This is a genomic window from Mesorhizobium sp. M7A.T.Ca.US.000.02.2.1 (assembly GCF_003996995.1).
Classification (GTDB): domain Bacteria; phylum Pseudomonadota; class Alphaproteobacteria; order Rhizobiales; family Rhizobiaceae; genus Mesorhizobium.
The window spans coordinates 1-17,817 of the sequence record NZ_RZTT01000018.1 but is presented as its reverse complement, the minus strand read 5'-3'; the positions used below and the strand labels follow the sequence as shown (position 1 = coordinate 17,817).

Annotated in this window: 13 protein-coding genes; 6 read left to right on the top strand and 7 right to left on the bottom strand. The window is 62.7% G+C overall.

What is annotated here, in order from left to right; genetic code table 11:
* Positions 1 to 63 precede the first annotated feature (63 nt).
* Positions 64 to 1,269, bottom strand: a complete 1,206-nt coding sequence (locus tag EOD15_RS03410) for a multidrug effflux MFS transporter (protein WP_245463564.1) — start codon at positions 1,267 to 1,269, stop codon at positions 64 to 66.
* Between the two features lie 1,017 nt (positions 1,270 to 2,286).
* Between EOD15_RS03410 and EOD15_RS03405 the strand changes: the two genes are divergently transcribed.
* Positions 2,287 to 2,727 (top strand): hypothetical protein, encoded by a 441-nt coding sequence (locus EOD15_RS03405; protein ID WP_127296645.1) that lies wholly within the window; start codon positions 2,287 to 2,289, stop codon positions 2,725 to 2,727.
* A gap of 504 nt (positions 2,728 to 3,231) precedes the next feature.
* Positions 3,232 to 3,444, top strand: coding sequence for a hypothetical protein (locus tag EOD15_RS36520; RefSeq protein WP_245463562.1), 213 nt, complete (start codon positions 3,232 to 3,234; stop codon positions 3,442 to 3,444).
* Between the two features lie 26 nt (positions 3,445 to 3,470).
* Here EOD15_RS36520 and EOD15_RS03395 read toward each other — a convergent pair whose 3' ends face one another.
* The 3 genes from EOD15_RS03395 to EOD15_RS03385 are packed head-to-tail and all read right to left on the bottom strand — an operon-like array spanning position 3,471 to position 7,238.
* Complete coding sequence (locus EOD15_RS03395) at positions 3,471 to 4,373, bottom strand: alpha/beta hydrolase-fold protein (protein ID WP_127318910.1); 903 nt, start codon at positions 4,371 to 4,373, stop codon at positions 3,471 to 3,473.
* Positions 4,374 to 4,396: 23 nt separating this feature from the next.
* Entirely contained in the window at positions 4,397 to 6,448 is a 2,052-nt protein-coding gene (fhuB, locus tag EOD15_RS03390; RefSeq protein ID WP_127408294.1) for a Fe(3+)-hydroxamate ABC transporter permease FhuB, read from the bottom strand.
* Positions 6,441 to 7,238, bottom strand: a complete 798-nt coding sequence (locus EOD15_RS03385) for an ABC transporter substrate-binding protein (RefSeq protein WP_245463561.1) — start codon at positions 7,236 to 7,238, stop codon at positions 6,441 to 6,443. Before EOD15_RS03385 ends, fhuB begins: the two co-directional genes overlap by 8 nt.
* Positions 7,239 to 7,639: 401 nt before the next feature.
* On the opposite strand from EOD15_RS03385, the gene EOD15_RS03380 reads away from it, so the two are divergent.
* Positions 7,640 to 9,745, top strand: a complete 2,106-nt coding sequence (locus tag EOD15_RS03380) for a TonB-dependent siderophore receptor (protein ID WP_164761723.1) — start codon at positions 7,640 to 7,642, stop codon at positions 9,743 to 9,745.
* Between the two features lie 436 nt (positions 9,746 to 10,181).
* Complete coding sequence (locus EOD15_RS03375) at positions 10,182 to 10,529, top strand: hypothetical protein (protein ID WP_032808338.1); 348 nt, start codon at positions 10,182 to 10,184, stop codon at positions 10,527 to 10,529.
* 86 nt (positions 10,530 to 10,615) lie between these two features.
* Here the strand turns inward: EOD15_RS03375 and ggt are convergent, their stop codons facing one another.
* The 3 genes from ggt to EOD15_RS03360 form a co-directional block, all read right to left on the bottom strand.
* Positions 10,616 to 12,355 carry a gamma-glutamyltransferase gene (gene ggt / locus EOD15_RS03370; protein WP_127320565.1) on the bottom strand — a complete coding sequence of 580 codons (1,740 nt, stop codon included), beginning with the start codon at positions 12,353 to 12,355 and terminating at the stop codon, positions 10,616 to 10,618.
* 310 nt (positions 12,356 to 12,665) lie between these two features.
* On the bottom strand, positions 12,666 to 14,003 hold the full coding sequence (gene rhaI / locus EOD15_RS03365; protein ID WP_127381027.1) for an L-rhamnose catabolism isomerase: 1,338 nt from the start codon (positions 14,001 to 14,003) through the stop codon (positions 12,666 to 12,668).
* Positions 14,004 to 14,055: 52 nt separating this feature from the next.
* On the bottom strand, positions 14,056 to 16,158 hold the full coding sequence (locus EOD15_RS03360) for a bifunctional rhamnulose-1-phosphate aldolase/short-chain dehydrogenase (RefSeq protein WP_127320568.1): 2,103 nt from the start codon (positions 16,156 to 16,158) through the stop codon (positions 14,056 to 14,058).
* 186 nt (positions 16,159 to 16,344) lie between these two features.
* Here EOD15_RS03360 and EOD15_RS03355 point away from each other — a divergent pair, with 186 nt between their 5' ends.
* A complete protein-coding gene (locus EOD15_RS03355) occupies positions 16,345 to 17,154 on the top strand; it encodes a DeoR/GlpR family DNA-binding transcription regulator (RefSeq protein ID WP_023813909.1) in 810 nt (269 codons plus the stop codon).
* A gap of 55 nt (positions 17,155 to 17,209) precedes the next feature.
* Positions 17,210 to 17,817 (top strand): substrate-binding domain-containing protein (locus EOD15_RS03350; RefSeq protein ID WP_148129489.1); only part of this gene is annotated, 608 nt, incomplete at its 3' end.

Sequence of the window (17,817 nt, the reverse complement as noted above, 5' to 3'; positions counted from 1 at the left end):
ACCTCTTGTGCAAGCTCATTGGTTCCGTGCGAACGTCTTGGAAGGATGGGAAGCGGTCGTCCGCTAAGAACCAGGCTCTGAAGCGCGCCGATCGAGAAAGGCGGCGTACAGCGCCGCCAACAATGCAAGTGCTGCCGATATCAGCATCATGATGAAAAGCGCGCGGATCGAATCCGCAAGGAACAGACCGGCGATGGAGGCTATGAGTGCTCCGCCGCCGATCCTCATTGCGGCGGCCAGTCCCGCAGCGGTGCCAACCAGATCCGGCCGTACCGACAAGGCGCCGCTGTTGGCGGCAGGCATGGTCAATCCGTTGCCGACGCCGATGAAGACGCAGGGGCCGAAGAAGGCCAGAACGTGAGTGATGCTAAATGTCGATAGGACCAGACCGGCCAACAGACCGGCGCAAGTCAGTAGACGCGCGAAAACAAGTGTAGTGCCCAGTGCGTTCTTCGAGGCGTAACGCCCGGCCAAATAGCTGCCGAGGATGAAGCCGGTGGGAACCAATCCCATGTAGAGGCCGAGCTTCGCGCTTAATCCACCGAGCGCGTCACCGACGACCAATGGTGCGCCTCCCAGGAACACATAAAACACCCCCATTGAGGACGCCATGCACAGTGTGTAGGCCCAAAACCGTGCTGAACGCAGGAGCAGCCGATAGGAGGCAAGATAGTTCCTGTTCGATCTAGGCAATGGAATTCTTCTGATCTCGCGCATGGATAGGGCAAAGGCGGCCGCACCGAGGATCGCGAAGACAACGAAGCTTGACCGCCATCCGAACAGTTCGTCCAGCGACCCGCCTAACAAAGGACCGACCATGGGCGCGAGCGCCCATCCCATGGCGAGGTAACCGAATTTGCTGGCGGCTTCGCGTTCATCCGATGTCTCCTTGATGATGACCAGAGCGACGGAATAGCAGGGGCCGATGCACGCCTGCATCGCGCGAAACAGGAGGAAAGTGCCGATATTGGGAGCCAGAGCGCAGCCGGTGGACGCCGCGACAAAGATCGAGAGAGATATCAAGACGACCGGCCTGCGCCCAAATCGGTCCGACAGTGCGCCGCCGATGGCCTCTATGACGGCGGTGATGATCGCAAAGCCGGCGACCGACAGATTGACCAATGCGAAATCGGCTCGGAACGTTGCGGCAATGTTCGGCAGCGACGGCAAAATCATGTTCACCGGCAACACGGCAAGAGCCGAAAGCAAGATGAGAGTAATTAGCCGGGGTGGAGTAGCGGGTTCGGTGATGACCGTTTTCGCTGATATGTCGGTACCCGGCTCCGAGTGGGGTTGTCGCTCGCCATGATCTCTTTCACCTTGTGATGGGATAAAAAGTGAGGGTCTGACGAGGCGGCCCGATTTCGGGCATAAAAAAAGGCCCCGTCAGGAGCCTGCTTACCGCGCATGGGTGCTTTCGCCGGATGGTTACACCATCCTGCCCATGCGCTCCCTTACCACCACGATGAAAACCATTGCGACGTTCATGGCACCATGAGCTAGGCGGAAAGTTTCATGCGGTCAAGGCAGGATGCATTCGACGTCGATGCCCGGTGATGCATCCCGAAGACAGCCACGCCTATTCCGACTGCAAGGACGCTTGGATAAAACGTGTCGAAGCGATGGCACTCAGCCGCTTTCCCTGAGAACACGTCTATCCTTAAATACGGTCCTCCGAGACGTGTTCAATCATGCAGGGTCACAGTTTCGAACCAACGTGGCGGTGGATTAGGACGCGTTGCTTCGACATACGCCAGTCATTCGTCCTGCCAGATCACGCGCTTCTCCCATCCGATTTAACCGCATAGACACACCGCGAACGTACGATTAGCAGACGATTTCTACAACAGCGCTGTATTGGCGGTAGCCCTCTCCCGACTCGAACCCCCCATCATGGGATGTCATCGAGGGGACGAACTGGGCTACCCCCAGTAGCAACCACTATCGGCTTACGAGATAAGGTGCAGGTATTGCCGGCGTCTTAGCGCGCAGTGCGAAGTCTGGGAACCCAACCAATCCACAGAAATATTTTGTTGGTACTTCTGTTGGTAGGTGCCATGGCTGTGCGAACCACAACCGTTTGAAAGCAATGGCAGATTTCATTTACTTGGATTCCGCCTCTGGGCACCATTTTCCCAAAGGTCCGTTCTGGACACACCCCATCGCGTCGCCGCCTGCATCGCCAAGTGGAATCACTTTGCGCACATTAGCCCGCAGACGGATTTAATTTGCTTGGCCACCCCTCAACCCTAGGGCAAACTGCCTGCCGGGGCTGCAGGAGGTGAAATGAGAGCACGCGCAGCAACGCTTGGGGATCTGGAGGATGTCTTTCGCGGTCTGTCCAAGCGGATGTCGGACGAATATGTGGCGGCCGGCAAGGACAGCAAGATCGCCTACGACAATCTGATGATGAATTTGAAGGAGGGCCGCGCGCACGCGCTTGTCGAGGGCGACAAGGCCGTCGCGATCATCGCCTGGCATGAGAACAGCGACGCCGCCGACACGCTGTTCGCCGCACGAGAAGACTTCTTCCGCGCTGCGACCGTTCGCTTCTGCAAGCGGCATATCAGGCACATCCAGGCGCTCGCCGGCAACCTCGCCATCCACTCGCGCAGCTGGCTGCAGGGGCCGGATGTCGCAAGATGGTTCGGCGTTATCGGCTATGTCGAGCGCGGCCGGGAGAACGGCGCCACTTTGTTCGAGCTGCCGCCGGCTCGCATCGGCTAGGGAACCTTGGGCTGATGAAGATCCCTTGCCGCAAACACCGCCACCCCCTCGCCATCGCCCGCACAGGTTCGTCGATGCGGGTCACCGTCTTCGGCTCCAGGCGCCCTTGCTCGGCGGCCTTTTGAACCGCCTTGGCAAGCGGCTTGCGCCGGGCGCCGATTGGCGGGATGTTATGGGAGGGCAACCGGGGGGCAAACCGGCACGCCGAGACAGATATGGCTGCTGGAAATGTCACGAGCTTGCTTCGCCTTTCTTGCCTTTGTTGCCTTGGTGAGGCCGGTAGGGGCAGGCGAGTGGACGTCTCATCTGCTTGACCGCTCAAGCCTGGCAACCGCCTATTTTCGCCAAGCCGATCTTGTGACTGCATACGCGACCGCAATGGCGCGCTTCCGTCTGCAGCTCGCGGGGCGAGCCGGCGAAACCAACCTTGCGGCCCCTCTCGAACCACTGCTTTTGCGGGCGGAATTCCGTGCCCGGACATGGCGCTCGGCAGACGGCAGCCTGTTGCAAGGCTTCGCCGGCAAGGGCGGCTTCCGGCTGACTATCGGGAACTGCCTGGCGCGCATCTGCGCTGCCAGCGAATGCAGCGATGCCGGTTGGCCGGTTTACGCCTGCAGCGACGGAGGCAAGCGCAAGATGTCCGTCACGGATTTTGTGACGGCAAATTTCGGCGGCGTCTCCTATCGCCGATTGAGCGCCTCCCCTTCACAGGAATGACAGCGCGACGCGCCTTGCTGCAGCGTTCAGCAAAGGGCGGTATCCTTTTCCCTCACCGCAAACGCCGCCTGAACCGCACGATTGACTGTGACCGGCAGGATCGACATGTGGTTCTCGCCGGCATGCAGTTCGAAGCTGGCGCGCACTCCCGGGAGAGCATCAAGCCGCTGCGCCATTGCCCGCGCGAATTCGTCGGTGCGTGTTATCTTCTTCTGCTGCAGGCGCTTTTCCTCGTCCTCGGCGCCAATCTGGAACGGCGCCAGCTTCTCGGTCTCGTACTCGCCGGCCGACAGGATCACGGTCGTCGCCAAACCAGCGGGGATGGCGGCCTCGAAGGTTTCGAGAAAGCGGTCGATGGCACGCTCTTCCCAATAGATGGCGGGGCTCGCCGCGATCCAGGTCTGGAAGGCAGACGGCCGCGTGAACAGGGCATAGAGCGCAAACAGACCACCGAAAGAATGGCCGTAAAGCGCCTGGCGGCTTGTGTCGACCGTGACCCGACTGGCGACCCATGGCTTCAGCTCGTCTTCGATGAAGGCAAGGAATTCCGCTGCCCCACCCGTCCGGACTTCGGGCGTGCCCTCGTAGAAGGGCGGATAGGTCTTGCCCGGCGGCGGGCCGAGATCCCATGAGCGGCGCAGCGGGTCATAGGCGCCCTCGACGGGATAGCCGATGGCGACGATGACGCCCCAGCCGACATTGGTGCCCGTTGGATAGAAGGCCTGCGCGCGCATGGCGTCGACCGCCGTGCCGATGACGGCGTTGCCGTCGGTCATGTAGAGCACAGGCCAGCCGGCCTCGGGCACCGGCCCGGACGGCACATGCAGGAATATCCGCCAGGGGGCGCCGCCCTGCGCCGGAACAAGATCGTGGACCGTCGTGTCGGCGATCAGGGCTGGCGTCGCGTTGGACATGGATATCTTGGACATGGATATCTCCAGGGGCAAAACGGTCAGCGGCGGCGCAGCAGCCACATCAGCACCGGGCCGCCGATGAGCGTCGCGACGAGACCGGCCGGGATCTGGCGCGGAAAGATGGCGGTGCGGCCCACCCAGTCGGCGGCGACCATGATCAGCGCGCCGGCGAGCACCGCGCCAATGGCCTGCGGCAGCGCACGGGAAAGGCCAATGCGACGGGCAAGGTGCGGTGCCATGAGGCCGATGAAGGTCAGCGGACCGACGATCAGGGTAGAAGCCGCGGTAAGTGCCGCGACCGTCAGCAGCACGAGAAGCCGCGTCCTCTTCAGGTCAATGCCAAGGCCCTGCACAGCGGCGGGGCCAAGCGGCAGGATGTCGAGCCAACGCATGAAGAAAGGCGCGAGCGCGAAGAGGCAGACGGCGATGCCACCGGTGAGCAAGGCGTCACCGACATCGACGCCATAGGTCGAACCGGTCAGCCAGTTGAGCAGCAGCATGGCACGCGGATCGCCGGTGGCGGTGAGCACCAGGATCAGCGCGTCGAACAAGGCCGTCAGAGCAACGCCGGCGAGCAGCAGCCGCTCCGGCGCATAGGCGGCACGGCGGCCGATCGCCAGCGTCACCAGCAAAGCGGCGAAGGCGCCGATGGTTGCCGCCGCCGTCTGAACCGGGCGCCCGGCATCGGAGAGCGCAAACAGCGCCACCATCATGCCGAGCGCAGCACCGGCGCTGATGCCAAGCACTTCGGGGCTCGCCATCGGATTGCCGGTCAGCCGCTGCATCATCAGCCCGGCAAGCGCCAGCATCGCCCCGGCGCTCAGCGCGGCAAGCACGCGGGGCCACCGCCACGACAGCAAAGGCTGCAGCTCGTCGCCGAAGGCGAAGGTCCAGCCATGCGGGCCCGGTCCATAGAGCAGGGCCAGCCCGAGCAGCAAAAGCAAGGCCAGGCCGATCGCCGTCAGCATAAGGCCGGGCCGGCTTGCGCGCGGCAGGCGCGCGGCCATCAAGGTCGGGGCTTCCGAGCCCAGAGCAAGGCGCGGCAGCAGCCAGAGAAGCAGCGGCGCGCCGAGAAGTGCTGTAATCGCTCCGGTCGGCAGCAGGTCGCCTTGCGGCCCGGTGGCGATCTGCACGGCCTGGTCGGCAGCCCACAACAGCGCCCCGCCGATCAGCGGCGCCATCACCAGTTGTTGGCCCAGCCGCCGGGCACCGCCGATGCGCGCGAGCGTCGCCGCGGCCAGGCCGACGAAACCGATGACACCGACAGCGGCAACGACAAACGCGATCAGCGCGACGGCGGCCGCCAGTCCGGCGAAGCGATAGGCGCCGAGCGGCACGCCAAGGCTGCGCGCGCCTTCATCGTCGAGGCCAAGCAGGGTCAGTGGCCGCACCATGAAGAAGATCGCAAGCGCAGCAGTGCCGATGCGCGGCAACAGCCACAGCGTCGTCGACCAGTCCTGCTGGCCGAGCGAACCGGCGCCCCAGATGAACAGGCTGGCCAGCCATTCATGCCGCAGCACAATGAGAGCGGCACCGATGGCGCCGGCATAAAGGCTGACCACAAGCCCCGCCAGCACCACCGAAAGCGGCGACAGGCCCTTGTGCCAGGACAGAGCGAAAACGGCGGCTAGGGCGACGAATGCGCCAGCCAGCGCCACCCATTCGCGCCCGAAGGCAAGCAGCGACGGCGACAGAAGCGTCGTCAGCGCCAGCGCCAGATAGGCACCGGCCGAGACGCCGACCGTTTCGGGCGAGGCAAGCGGGTTGCGCAGAACCTGCTGCAGGACGGTTCCGGCAAGCCCGAGCGCCGCACCGCACAGAAGGCTGACGGCAAGCCGAGGCAGGAAAGCATAGTGGACGAGCACCTGCCGCATGTCGGCGATGTCGGGGGTGGCGAGCGATTGGAGCCAGAGCGCCGATGGTAGCTGCACGGTGAGGTTTGAGACGGTTGCCGCTGACGCTGCCGCGAGCAGCACCGCGCAAAGCAGGATCGCGCCTACCGGCTGATTCCTGAAAAAGCTCCACGCGGAGGCCCGGCCGGCCGACGCATGCTTCCCCCCTTGGGCAATGGCCGCAGCATCCTCAGCCACGGGCGGCCTCCCCGGTTATCGCCGACGCCAGGACCCGAGCAAAACGGGTGGCGGACGGAAGGGCGCCGAACATATGGACGGCGGGAAGACGCATGATCGAGCGGTTGCGCACGAAAGGCATGGCGTTCCAGACCGGACTTTCGGTCAGCGTGCCGCCCGCGCCCTCGGGCAAGGGTTCGAGATAGGCGAGGCGAGCGTCGCTGGATGTCGCCAGCCCGTCGATACCAATGGTCGAAAACCCCCAATAATTGGTCTCGGCCGTCCAGGCGTTGGCGAGCCCGATGCGATCGAACACCTCCTGAAACAGACTCTTCTTGCCGTAGACGCGCACATTGCGCGGGTCCATGAAGCTGACGACATAGATCGGCCGCGCCGAAAGCGGCGTCAGCTGCCGGCGGACTTCCGAAAAATACGCATCTGTCGCCGCGATCAGCGCTTCGCCTTCGCTTTCCTTGCCGACAAGCCTGGCAAGCTGGCGCGTCGCCTCGAGCGCGCGCTGATAGGGCTGCCCGGCCTCGGTATAGAGCCCGATCGTCGTCACCGGCGCCACGCGTTCGAGCAGCGGCTTGATGCCGTCGAGATACGGCATGGACAGGATGATGTCGGGCCTGAGTTGCTGCAGCAATTCGAGATTGGGTTCGAGCAGCGTGCCGACATCGGCGATCTCAGGCGGCAGCGGCGGTTCGACCACCCAGGTCTCCCAGATGTCGCGACCGGCAATGGCAACCGGGCTGACACCGAGCATGAGCAAGGTCTCGGCCAGGCCGTCATCCAGGCAGACGATGCGCAACGGTTTCGCCGTGGCAGATGGCGATGCAATTGCGGCAAAGGGCAGAACGAAAAGTCCCAGCGCGCCGCGCCGGGTGATCCGACCGCGGAGACGGTCAGCCCTGTGGGATTCAAGGGCTGCCATCATCGCGCAGCGCCTGTGCGGAAAGCCGGCTGGGCGTGGATTTCAGGCACGGATTTTCTCCAACACGACGCATTCAAAAATCTGGCTGCCGGCAGCCGATGGTCGGTTGACTATGAAACATGACTTCAATAGTCAACATTGAAGATGACTAACCGAGTCAACAAATTTAAATTGGCGCAAGGCGGAACGGTCCTGCGCGCATTGCGGGCAGTGAGGGTATCAAGATGGGGTTGAGTGCATATCGTGCGGCGCGGCGGCGAAGCCGGACCCGGGGCCTCGTGGTCGCATCGCTTTCGACCCTGCTTTGCACCCAGGCCCTTGCGCAGGAAGCCGCGACCGAGCTCAACCCGATCAACGTCGAGGGACAGAGCGACAGCCCGGTCGGACCGGATGACGGCTACATCGCCAAAAACACCACCACCGGCTCGAAAACCGACACGCCGCTGAAGGAAATTCCGCGCTCGATTTCGGTGGTGACCCGCAAGCAGCTCGACGATCGCCAGCCGGGGCAGCTTGAGGACGCCTTGTCCTATCTCGCCGGCGTCACCATCTCGCCATGGGGCGTCGACGATCGCTTCGACCAATGCCTGATTCGTGGGTTCGACCTCTGCACGTCGGCGATCTATCGCGACGGGCTGCCGCAGAAAGTGATCGATTTCTCAGGCTTCAAGATCGAGCCCTACGGGCTGGAGCGAATCGAAGTCTTGAAGGGGCCATCCTCGGTGCTCTACGGCGAGAACGAGGCTGGCGGCATGGTCAACGCCGTCACCAAGCGGCCGACGGACAAGCCGATCTATGACGGCTTCCTCAGCTATGGCAGCTTCAAAACCGTCGAGGCCGGGCTGGATATAGGCGGCCCGATCGACGATGCCGGCGTGTGGTCCTACCGGCTGACCGGCCTGGTTCGCAACGGCGCGCTCGAAACCGACTATTCCCGCAACGACCGCATCTTCGTCGCGCCGGCGCTCAAGTGGCAGCCGGATGCGCAGACCTCGCTGACCATCCTGGCCAACTATCAGTGGGACAGGCTGACGACGAATCAGTTTCTGCCCGCGCAGTATGGCAATCTGCCGCGCAATTTCTTCACCGGCTCACCCGACTTCGACCGCTTCGATGCCAACCATGGTTCGATCGGCTATCAGTTCAGCCATGAGTTCGATGACCATTGGACGGTGCGGCAAAACCTGCGCTACTCGCAGCAGGAAACCGACTACCGGCAGCTCTATTTTGGCGAGTGGCTTGGCGGCCCATACATCGGCGCAGACGAACATACGGTGCAGCGCACGCTGTTCACCGTGGATGAGACGGCAAGGCTGTTCAACGTCGACAACCAGGCCGAGTACAAGGCTGACTTCGGCGTGGTCGAAAACAAGCTGCTGTTCGGTCTGGATTACAGCAGACAATCGGTCGACGGGCGCAACGGCTACGGGGCGGGTCCGCCGCTGGACACCCAGAACCCGGACTACTCGATCCCGGTCACGCCGCCGAGCCTCATCATTACGGATCGCGTGGAGACGATCGGCCAGGTCGGCCTCTATGCACAAAGCCAGTCCAAGATCGCCGACCACTGGGTCCTGACAATCGGCGGCCGGCAGGCTTGGATCGACCACACCAATTTCAACCGACTCGACGGTGCAGGCAGCTACGATCAGAAGGACCATGCCTTCACCGGCAATATCGGCATCGGCTATCTCTTCGACAACGGCCTGACGCCCTACGCCAGCTATGCCGAATCCTTCACCACCAATATCGGCCCGACCCAGTCCGGAGACGCGCTGCTGCCGTCGCTGGGCAAGCAGTATGAAGTCGGCTTGAAATACGAGCCGTCCTTCTTCCCCGGCTTCATCACCGCTTCGCTGTTCGACCTGCGCAAGACCAATGTGCCGACGGCAGCAGCCAATCCCGTCTACCAGGTCCAGACCGGAGAAGTCCGCCATCGCGGCCTGGAGATCGAGGCCAACGCAGATCTGGCTTCCGGCCTCAGCATGACGGCGGCCTACACCTATCTCGACGCGGAGATAACCAGCGATGCCGCCGCCGTCATCGGTAATCGCCCGGCCAGGGTGCCGGAACACCAGGCATCGCTGTGGGCCAATTATGAGGTTGGCAGCGGCGTGCTCGAGGGCCTGAGCGTCGGCGCCGGCGTGCGCTATATCGGCGCCAGCTTCGGTGACAATACGAACACGGTTAACGTGCCCGGCCACACGCTGGTCGACGCGGCACTGCGCTACAAGAAGAATGGCTGGCAGGCAGCGCTCAACGTTTCCAACGTGTTCGACAAGACCTACTATTCGACCTGCTATGAGGCCGGCAGCAATGCCGACCTCAGCTGCATCTATGGCGAAGGCCGCGTCATCAAGGGCAGCCTCAGCATGAAGTTCTGATGCATGCCGCTCGGCTGCCCCGGCTGGCAGTGATCTGGCATGCAGGATCTGAAGCGCGCCGCATGAACCTGTGACGACGCGACGCGTCCAGAGCCGCGATTCGACGCGGTCCTGTCCTCCGTCCGGGTGGCGGCAAGACGATTCGCACCGTCACGGTGGGCGTGCAACGTCCTGCTCGCCGAAAATCGCTGCCCGCGAAGCGCAATCCACGTCCCGCATCATTTTTCCCCCACGAATGCATTCCAGGATGATGGTGCCACGACCGCCTTCGGGCCGGCGCGCTCTGGATTGGATTGCCTGAAAAGGCAACGAATCAAAAAACCGGCGGCGGTCGTCGCCAGAAGGTGTAGAAGACCGTACCAAACGCATTGAAGGGAGTGCGATCGGGTTGCGCTCGGCAAAGCTTGATGGTTTGTTGCCGCTATACGGAGAATGAATGATGCGAGAGCCTGCCGGTCAAGACGAATACGGGTCGACGAACCCTTTCGATCCGGACGATCTGCCAACCTTGAACGCAATCGGCCCGAGCATGGGAAGCGGCAATGATTTCGAGAGATATGCCGTTGCCGTGATCATCGTGTTCGGTGCGCTGATCATTGGCGGGCTGATGGCCGCATCGATGGTCTTCGGGCACCGCAACGGCTTCCTCTTCGCGCTTGGCGGCGCCACGTCCGCCTGGATATCCGGAAACGCGCTGCTGCTCGACCGGCCGCGTATCTATGCGCTGTTCGTCGGCATTGCCGCCTTGATGCTGGTTGCGTCCACTCTCACGCTGGTCTTGTGACGGCCAAATCGATGTGAGCCGATCCACTTGAGCAGCGGGCGATCAACCCGAATCGCCACGCTGCACCAGGTTTTTCCTCCGAGCTATCAGTATCCGAGCGCCTCGCCAGAGGCCGCGCGGCTGTCGATGGCGCCGTTGTAGCGCGCGCCGCCGCCCTTCTCGACTTCCGCCAGGCTCTTGCCGCCGACCAGGATGCCGGCCGCCTGCCCCCAGGTCTGGTCAGCGAGATCGAGGTGATATCCCATGCCGGCCAGCAGCTTTTCTGTGTCCGGCGACAGGCCGAACGGCTCGACATAAACCTTGTCGGGCAGCCATTGATGGTGGATGCGAGGCGCGTCGATCGCCTCCTGGATGTTCATGCCGTGGTCGATGACATTGACGATCGCTTCCAGCGTGATCGTGATGATGCGCGAGCCACCCGGGCTGCCGATGACCATGAACGGTTTGCCGTCCTTGGCGACCACGGTCGGGCTCATCGACGACAGCGGCGTCTTCTTCGGCTGGATGGCGTTGGCCTCGCCCTGGACAAGGCCGTAGAGATTGGGCACGCCGGGTTTCTGGGTGAAATCGTCCATTTCGTTGTTGAGCAGGATGCCGGTGCCGTCGGCGACGACGCCGGCTCCGAAGGAGCCATTCAGCGTGTAGGTGACCGCGACCGCATTGCCTTCATCGTCGATGATCGAATAATGCGTCGTCTCCTTGCTCTCGCCAAAGCCCTTCGGCATCAGATCCTGCGACACGCCGGCCCGGAATGGGTCGATCTTGTCGCGGATATCCTTGGCATAGGCCTTATCAAGCAATTTCGAGACCGGATTGTCGACGAAATCGGGATCGCCGAGCGCTGAATTGCGGTCGACATAGGCATAGCGCATCGCCTCGACCATGACATGGACCGTCTCGGCAGAACCGGCACCGAGGTAGGACAAGGGATAGCCCTCCAGAACGTTGAGGATTTCGCAGATGATGACGCCGCCGGAGCTGGGCGGCGGCGAGGAGGTGATCTCGTAGCCGCGATAGGTGCAGGTCACGGGCTTGAGTTCACGCACCGCATATTGCTCGAAATCCGGTTTGGCGAGAATGCCGCCCTTGGCGCCGCTCGCCTTGACGATGGCATCGGCGATAGCGCCTTTGTAGAAGGCATCCGTACCTTTTTCGGAAATGGCGACGAGCGAGGCGGCGAGGTCGGGCTGAACCAGCCGCTCGCCGATGCCATAGGGCTTGCCGTCGGGTTTCAGGAATATGGCGGCGGCCGCAGGGTCCTTCGCCAGCCTGTCGGCGCTGCCGGCAAACGAGGCGACGTCGCCCTGGTTGAGGATGAACCCGTCCCTGGCATAACCGATTGCCGGCGCCATCAGATCCTGGCGGGACAATTTGCCGTATTTTTCACGCGCCATCTCCAGACCGGCCACCGAACCCGGCACGCCGACCGCAAGATAGCCGTCGAGACTGGCCCCCTTCACCGGGTTGCCGTCCTTGTCGAGATACATGGTTTTTGTCGCCGCCAGCGGCGCCCGCTCGCGAAAATCGAGAAAGGTCGACTTGCCGTCCTTGAAGCGGATGGTCATGAAGCCGCCGCCGCCGATATTGCCGGCATTGGGGTAGACGACGGCGAGCGCATAGCCGACGGCAACCGCCGCATCGACAGCATTGCCGCCCCTCTTCAAAACGCCAATGCCGACTTCGGACGCCAGATGCTGGGCCGTCACCACCATGCCGTGCTCGCCCTTGGCTGGCGCCGGCGATGCGGCGAAGACGCCCGTCAACGGCGCGAGGGCGAAGGTGATGGAAAGACTGGCGGCGATCAGTATCCGACGGTTGAGAGGCATGGCGGTTCTCCGGGCGGGGATGCCTAGAAGACCGTGTTGGACTGATCGAGTCCACTAACAATTAAGGGAGCGTGAGAAAGAGCCCCCTCACCCGGATTGCCAACCGAATTGCGAAGCGCAATTCGGTTGGCAATCCGACCTCTCCCCGAGGGGAGAGGAGGTTGTCAGCGCTGACGTCAGTCTCTTCTCCCCAGCGGGGGTGAGGCGTGGTCCGCGCAGCGGGCCAAAAGCCAACTGCTTGGCTTTTCGAACAACGAACGCCCGGAGGGCGGTGGCCGCAAAGCGGCCGGATGAGGGGGCCGGCTCGGCCTCAGACAATGCCGCCCGAGCCACCGGCGACCGCGGGACGTTCGGCCGCGACTTTCGCCCGATAGCCCGCCGCTCGATAGGCGGCGACCGGATCAATGGCGCCGCCGGTCTTCAGCCGCGCCATGGCGAGGATCGGCTCGACATCGGTGCGGTAGGCGGCTTTCAGCGTCTGCGTCGCCATCAGCGCGTCATTACTGTCCTGAAAACCTTCCAGCGCCTTGCGATCGACGAGCAGCGCCTGCGCATAGGCGCGCTGCACCTCGACCGCCGACAGCATCAGGCTTTCGATCGGATCGGTGACGTTGTGACTCTGGTCGAGCATGTGCGCCGGATCGAAACCCTCGGTGCCGGACAGTTCGGCATCGACCAGTTCGTTGAAGACGAGGAACAGCCGGTAGGGGTCGATCGAACCGGCATCGAGATCATCGTCGCCATACTTCGAATCGTTGAAATGGAAGCCGCCGAGCTTCTTGAATTGGATCAGCCGCGAGACGATCATCTCGATGTTGACGTTGGGGGCATGGTGGCCGAGGTCGACGAGACAGAACGCCTTGTCGCCCAATTCCCTGGCGATCATGTAGTTGGTGCCCCAGTCCTGCACGACGGTGGAATAGAAGGCCGGCTCGTACATCTTGTGCTCGCTGAACAGCTTCCAGCCGGCGGGCAGTCCGGCGTAAACCTCTTTCATGGCGTCGAGATAGCGCTCGAACGCCTTGGCGAAATTGACCTGGCCCGGGAAGTTCGAACCGTCGCCGATCCACACCGTCAGGGCCTTGGAGCCGAGCGTCTTGCCGATCTCGATACATTCGAGATTGTGCTCGACCGCTTGCCGGCGCGTGCCGGCATCGGCATGCGACAGCGAGCCGAATTTGTAGGAAAGCGCCTGGTCCTTCGCGTCGGAAAAAGTGTTGGAGTTCATGGCGTCGAAGCCGAGGCCAAAGCGCGAAGCCGCCTGCTTCAGCCGGTTCGGGTCGGCCTTGTCCCACGGAATGTGCAGGGAGACGGTCGGCGTCGCTTGCGTCAATTGCTGGATGACGGCGCAGTCCTCGATCTTGTCGAAGATATCGCGCGGCTCGCCGGCGCCGGGAAAGCGGGCAAAGCGCGTGCCGCCGGTGCCGACGCCCCAGGACGGGATCGCCACCGCGAATTTCTCGACCTTGTCTCTGATAGCGTCGATAGCGATGCCGCGACGGTCGAGGCGCTCGCCGAGCGAGGCGTAGTCGCGCTCGAGGTTGGGCTTGCGCGCGCCGTTGTCCTTGTCGACGAGGTCGGCGGAGATGATGGATTCGGACAAGTGCTGATTCCTCCCAAAATATGTTCGGGCAGCGCTGCCCCTCATCCGCCTGCCGGCACCTTCTCCCCGTATAGTGACGGGGAGAAGGGCGAAGCGGCTAGCGCGTAAAGCTCTGGGCGTTGCCCGCGTCGACATTGATGATGTTGCCGGTCGACTTGGCCGACATGTCGGACGCCAGGAAATAGATCGCTTCGGCGATGTCTTCCGGGAAGACCGAGCGCTTCAGCATCGAACGCGAGCGATAGTGCTCCTCCAGATCGTCGGTCGACATCTTGTAGGCGGCGGCGCGCTGTTCCTTCCACTCGCCAGTCCAGATCTTCGAGCCGCGAAGCACCGCGTCCGGGTTGACGACATTGACCCTGATCTGCGCCTCCGCGCCCTCAAGCGCCAAGCAGCGGGCGAGATGGATCTCGGCGGCCTTGGCGGTGCAATAGGCGGCGGCGTTGGGTGATGCGGCAAGGCCGTTCTTGGAGGCGACGAAGACGACGTTGCCACCAATCTTCTGCGCGCGGAACAGCCGGAACGCTTCCCGCGAGACCAGGAAATAGCCGGTCGACAGGATGTCCATGTTCTTGTTCCACAGCGCCAGCGTCGTCTCCTCGATCGGCGCCGAGGAGGCCAGCCCTGCGTTCGACACCAGAATGTCGATGCCGCCGAACTCGACCGCCGTCTCGGCAAAGCCGGAGATAACCTGGTCCTCCGAGGTGACGTTGATCAGCACCGGGCGGACGAAATCCTTGCCATAGACCTTGGCCAGTTCGTCATTGGCGCTGGCCAGCGCTGTCTCGTCGATGTCGGCCAGCACCACGCAGGCGCCTTCGCGCAGCAGCCGGTTGGCCGTGGCGCGGCCGATGCCGCCGGCGCCACCCGTGACCAGCGCGATCTGGCCGGCAAGCGACTTCGCCTTCGGCATACGCTGCAGCTTCAGGTCCTCGAGCAGCCAGTATTCGATGTCGAAGGCTTCCTGTGCAGGCAGGCCGACATAGGACGAGACGGTCGAGGCGCCGCGCATGACGTTGATGGCGTTGACATAGAATTCGCCCGAAATGCGCGCCGTCGCCTTGTCGCCGGCGAAGGTGAACATGCCGACGCCGGGCATCAGGTAGACGACGGCATTGGGATCGCGGATGGCGGGCGAGTCCGGATGCTTGCAGCTGTCGTAGTAGGCCTGGTAGCCGACGCGATAGGCTGCGATGTCGTCGGCAAGCCGCGCAATCACCGCATCGACATCGGGCTTGGCCGGATCGAATTCGATGACCAGCGGGCGGATCTTGGTGCGCAGGAAATGGTCGGGGCACGAGGTGCCGAGTGCCGCCAGCGGGCGCAGATCCCTGGAATTGACGAATTCGAGCACGGCGGCGGAATCATCGAAATGGCCTGTTTTGTGGCTCTTCTCCGAGATCAGGCCGCGAATCCTCGGCATCAGTTTGGCCGCGATGGCACGGCGCTCGGTGACGTCGAGTGCCTTGACCACTTCACCGCCAAAGATAGCGACACCCTCGGAGCGGGGCTCGAACCATTCGATCGCCTGGTTGATCACCGAGATCGTCGTCTCGTAGCATTCCCTGGGGGTGTCGCCCCAGGTGAACAGGCCGTGGCTTTCCAGGATGACACCCTTGGCATCGGGGTGTTCGAGGCAGAATTTCTCCAGCCACAGGCCGAGTTGGAAGCCCGGGCGCTTCCACGGCAACCAGCCGATGGCGTCGCCGAAGATTTCTTTCGTCAGCGCCTTCGAATCCTTCGCGGCGGCAATGGCGATGATGGCATCGGGATGCATGTGGTCGACAAAAGGCTTCGGCACGTAGGCGTGCAACGGCGTGTCGATAGAGGCCGCGCGTGGATTGAGGTTGAAGGTGCAGTGCGGCAGGAAGCCGACCATTTCATCTTCGTGCTCGACGCCGCGATAGAGACCTTTGAGCGCGCGCAGCTTGTCCATGTAGAGCGTGGCAAAGCCGTCCAGCTTGATCGAGGCGCTGTCGCCGCCCGATCCCTTGACCCACAGCACTTCGACATCCTCGCCGGTGAGCGGGTCTCTCTCCCAGATCTTCGACGACGTGTTGCCGCCGCCATAATTGGTGACGCGCTTGTCGGAACCGAGCGTGTTCGAGCGGTAGACCAGAAGTTCCGGCCCGCTCATCGCGTGAGCCTTGGCCTCGTCCCACAGATTGGCGAGGCGCGCGCCGGTGCGCTTGTCGAGCATATGCAATCCTCCCGAAAGGCACGCAAAAGGCGCGGCCATTTGGCCCCGAATTTCCACGGAAGCAGCCGGCTTGTCAATCACAAACGATCAAGATCAATCATATTGCACTGCACAATGAATTTATATGATCGGAAATGATTGACACTGCGCGTTTTGGGTGCCTAGATGCTCAGGCAGGGAGGAACCATGCACGAAAAAGAGCGCCACAGGATCATTCTGTCCGCCGTCCAGGAAAAGCCTGTGGTGACGGTGCAGGAGATGGTCGACCTGACGGAGTCCTCCGAGGCGACGATCCGGCGCGATATCGCGGCTCTCCACGTCCAGAAGCGCCTGCGCCGCGTGCGCGGCGGCGCCGAGGCAATCTCGCCGCCGCAGTTCATCGGGCTGGCCGGCCGGCCCTTTTCCGTCAACGAAACGATCAACGCCTCGCAGAAGCGGGCGATCGCGCGTGAAGCGGTAGAGCTGTGCAAGGACGGCGAACCAATCATCATCAATGGCGGCACCACCACGTTCCAGATGGTGCATTTCCTGACCGGCCGCCGCATGCCGATCTTCACCAATTCGTTCCCGATCGCCGAGCACCTGCTCAAGCACTCCAAGAACACGGTGATGCTGTCGGGCGGCACCATTTATCGCGAGCAGAACATCATCCTGTCGCCCTTCGACAATGACGTGACGCGCAATTTCTATGCGCGCCGCATGTTCATGGGCGCGCAGGGTCTGGGGCCGCTCGGCCTGATGGAGGGCGATCCGCTTTTGATCCAGGCGGAGCAGAAACTGATCGACCAGGCCGACGAGTTGGTGGTGCTGGTCGATTCCTCGAAATTCCGCAAACGCTCCAGCCTGATCCTGTGCGGCCTGTCGCGCATCGCCACCGTCATCACCGATGACGGCATCGAGGATCGCGAAGCCAAGATGCTGGAGACCGCGGGGGTGACGCTGATCGTCGCCCGCACATCCGCAACCAACAAGGAAGAATCTTCACTGCAGGCCTGAGGCCAACTCGCGCTCGCAGCGACGATGGAATGCAACGCTCAAGGGAGGAAATTCGATGAGCTTCTTGAAGAAATTGATGGTAACGGCGGCCTTTTCAGCCGCCATGTTCGTGAATGCCGCCTATGCCGAAAACGTCAAGATCGCACTGGTGGTGAAATCGCTCGGCAACGGCTTCTTCGATGCCGCCAACAAGGGCGCCGAAGAGGCGGCCAAGGAACTCGGCGATGTCGACATCATCTACACCGGCCCGACCAAGGCGACCGCCGAAGCGCAGATCGAAGTGGTCAATTCGCTGATCGCGCAGAAGGTCGACGCCATCGCCATTTCGGCCAATGACGCCGACGCCTTGGTGCCGGTGCTGAAGAAGGCCATGGAACGCGGCATCACCGTCATCTCGTGGGATTCGGGCGTCGCCAAGGAAGGCCGCCAGCTTCACCTCAACCCGTCCGATACCGGCCTGATCGGTGAGACCATCATCAAGCTTGCCGCCGACCATCTGCCGGAAGGCGGCGAGGTCGCCATCCTGTCGGCCTCCTCGACCGCCACCAACCAGAACGCCTGGATCGACGCGGCCAAGAAAATCCTGCCGGAGAAGTTCCCCAAGATCAAACTCGTCGCCACCGTCTATGGCGATGACGATTCGGCCAAGAGCACCGACGAAGC

Coding starts and splice junctions, on each gene's coding strand:
- EOD15_RS03405 (WP_127296645.1), top strand. CDS start 2,287: ATGAGAGCACGCGCAGCAACGCTTGGGGATCTGGAGGATGTCTTTCGC.
- EOD15_RS03395 (WP_127318910.1), bottom strand. CDS start 4,373: ATGTCCAAGATATCCATGTCCAACGCGACGCCAGCCCTGATCGCCGAC.
- EOD15_RS03375 (WP_032808338.1), top strand. CDS start 10,182: ATGATGCGAGAGCCTGCCGGTCAAGACGAATACGGGTCGACGAACCCT.
- ggt (WP_127320565.1), bottom strand. CDS start 12,355: ATGCCTCTCAACCGTCGGATACTGATCGCCGCCAGTCTTTCCATCACC.
- rhaI (WP_127381027.1), bottom strand. CDS start 14,003: ATGAGGGGCAGCGCTGCCCGAACATATTTTGGGAGGAATCAGCACTTG.
- EOD15_RS03360 (WP_127320568.1), bottom strand. CDS start 16,158: ATGCTCGACAAGCGCACCGGCGCGCGCCTCGCCAATCTGTGGGACGAG.
- EOD15_RS03355 (WP_023813909.1), top strand. CDS start 16,345: ATGCACGAAAAAGAGCGCCACAGGATCATTCTGTCCGCCGTCCAGGAA.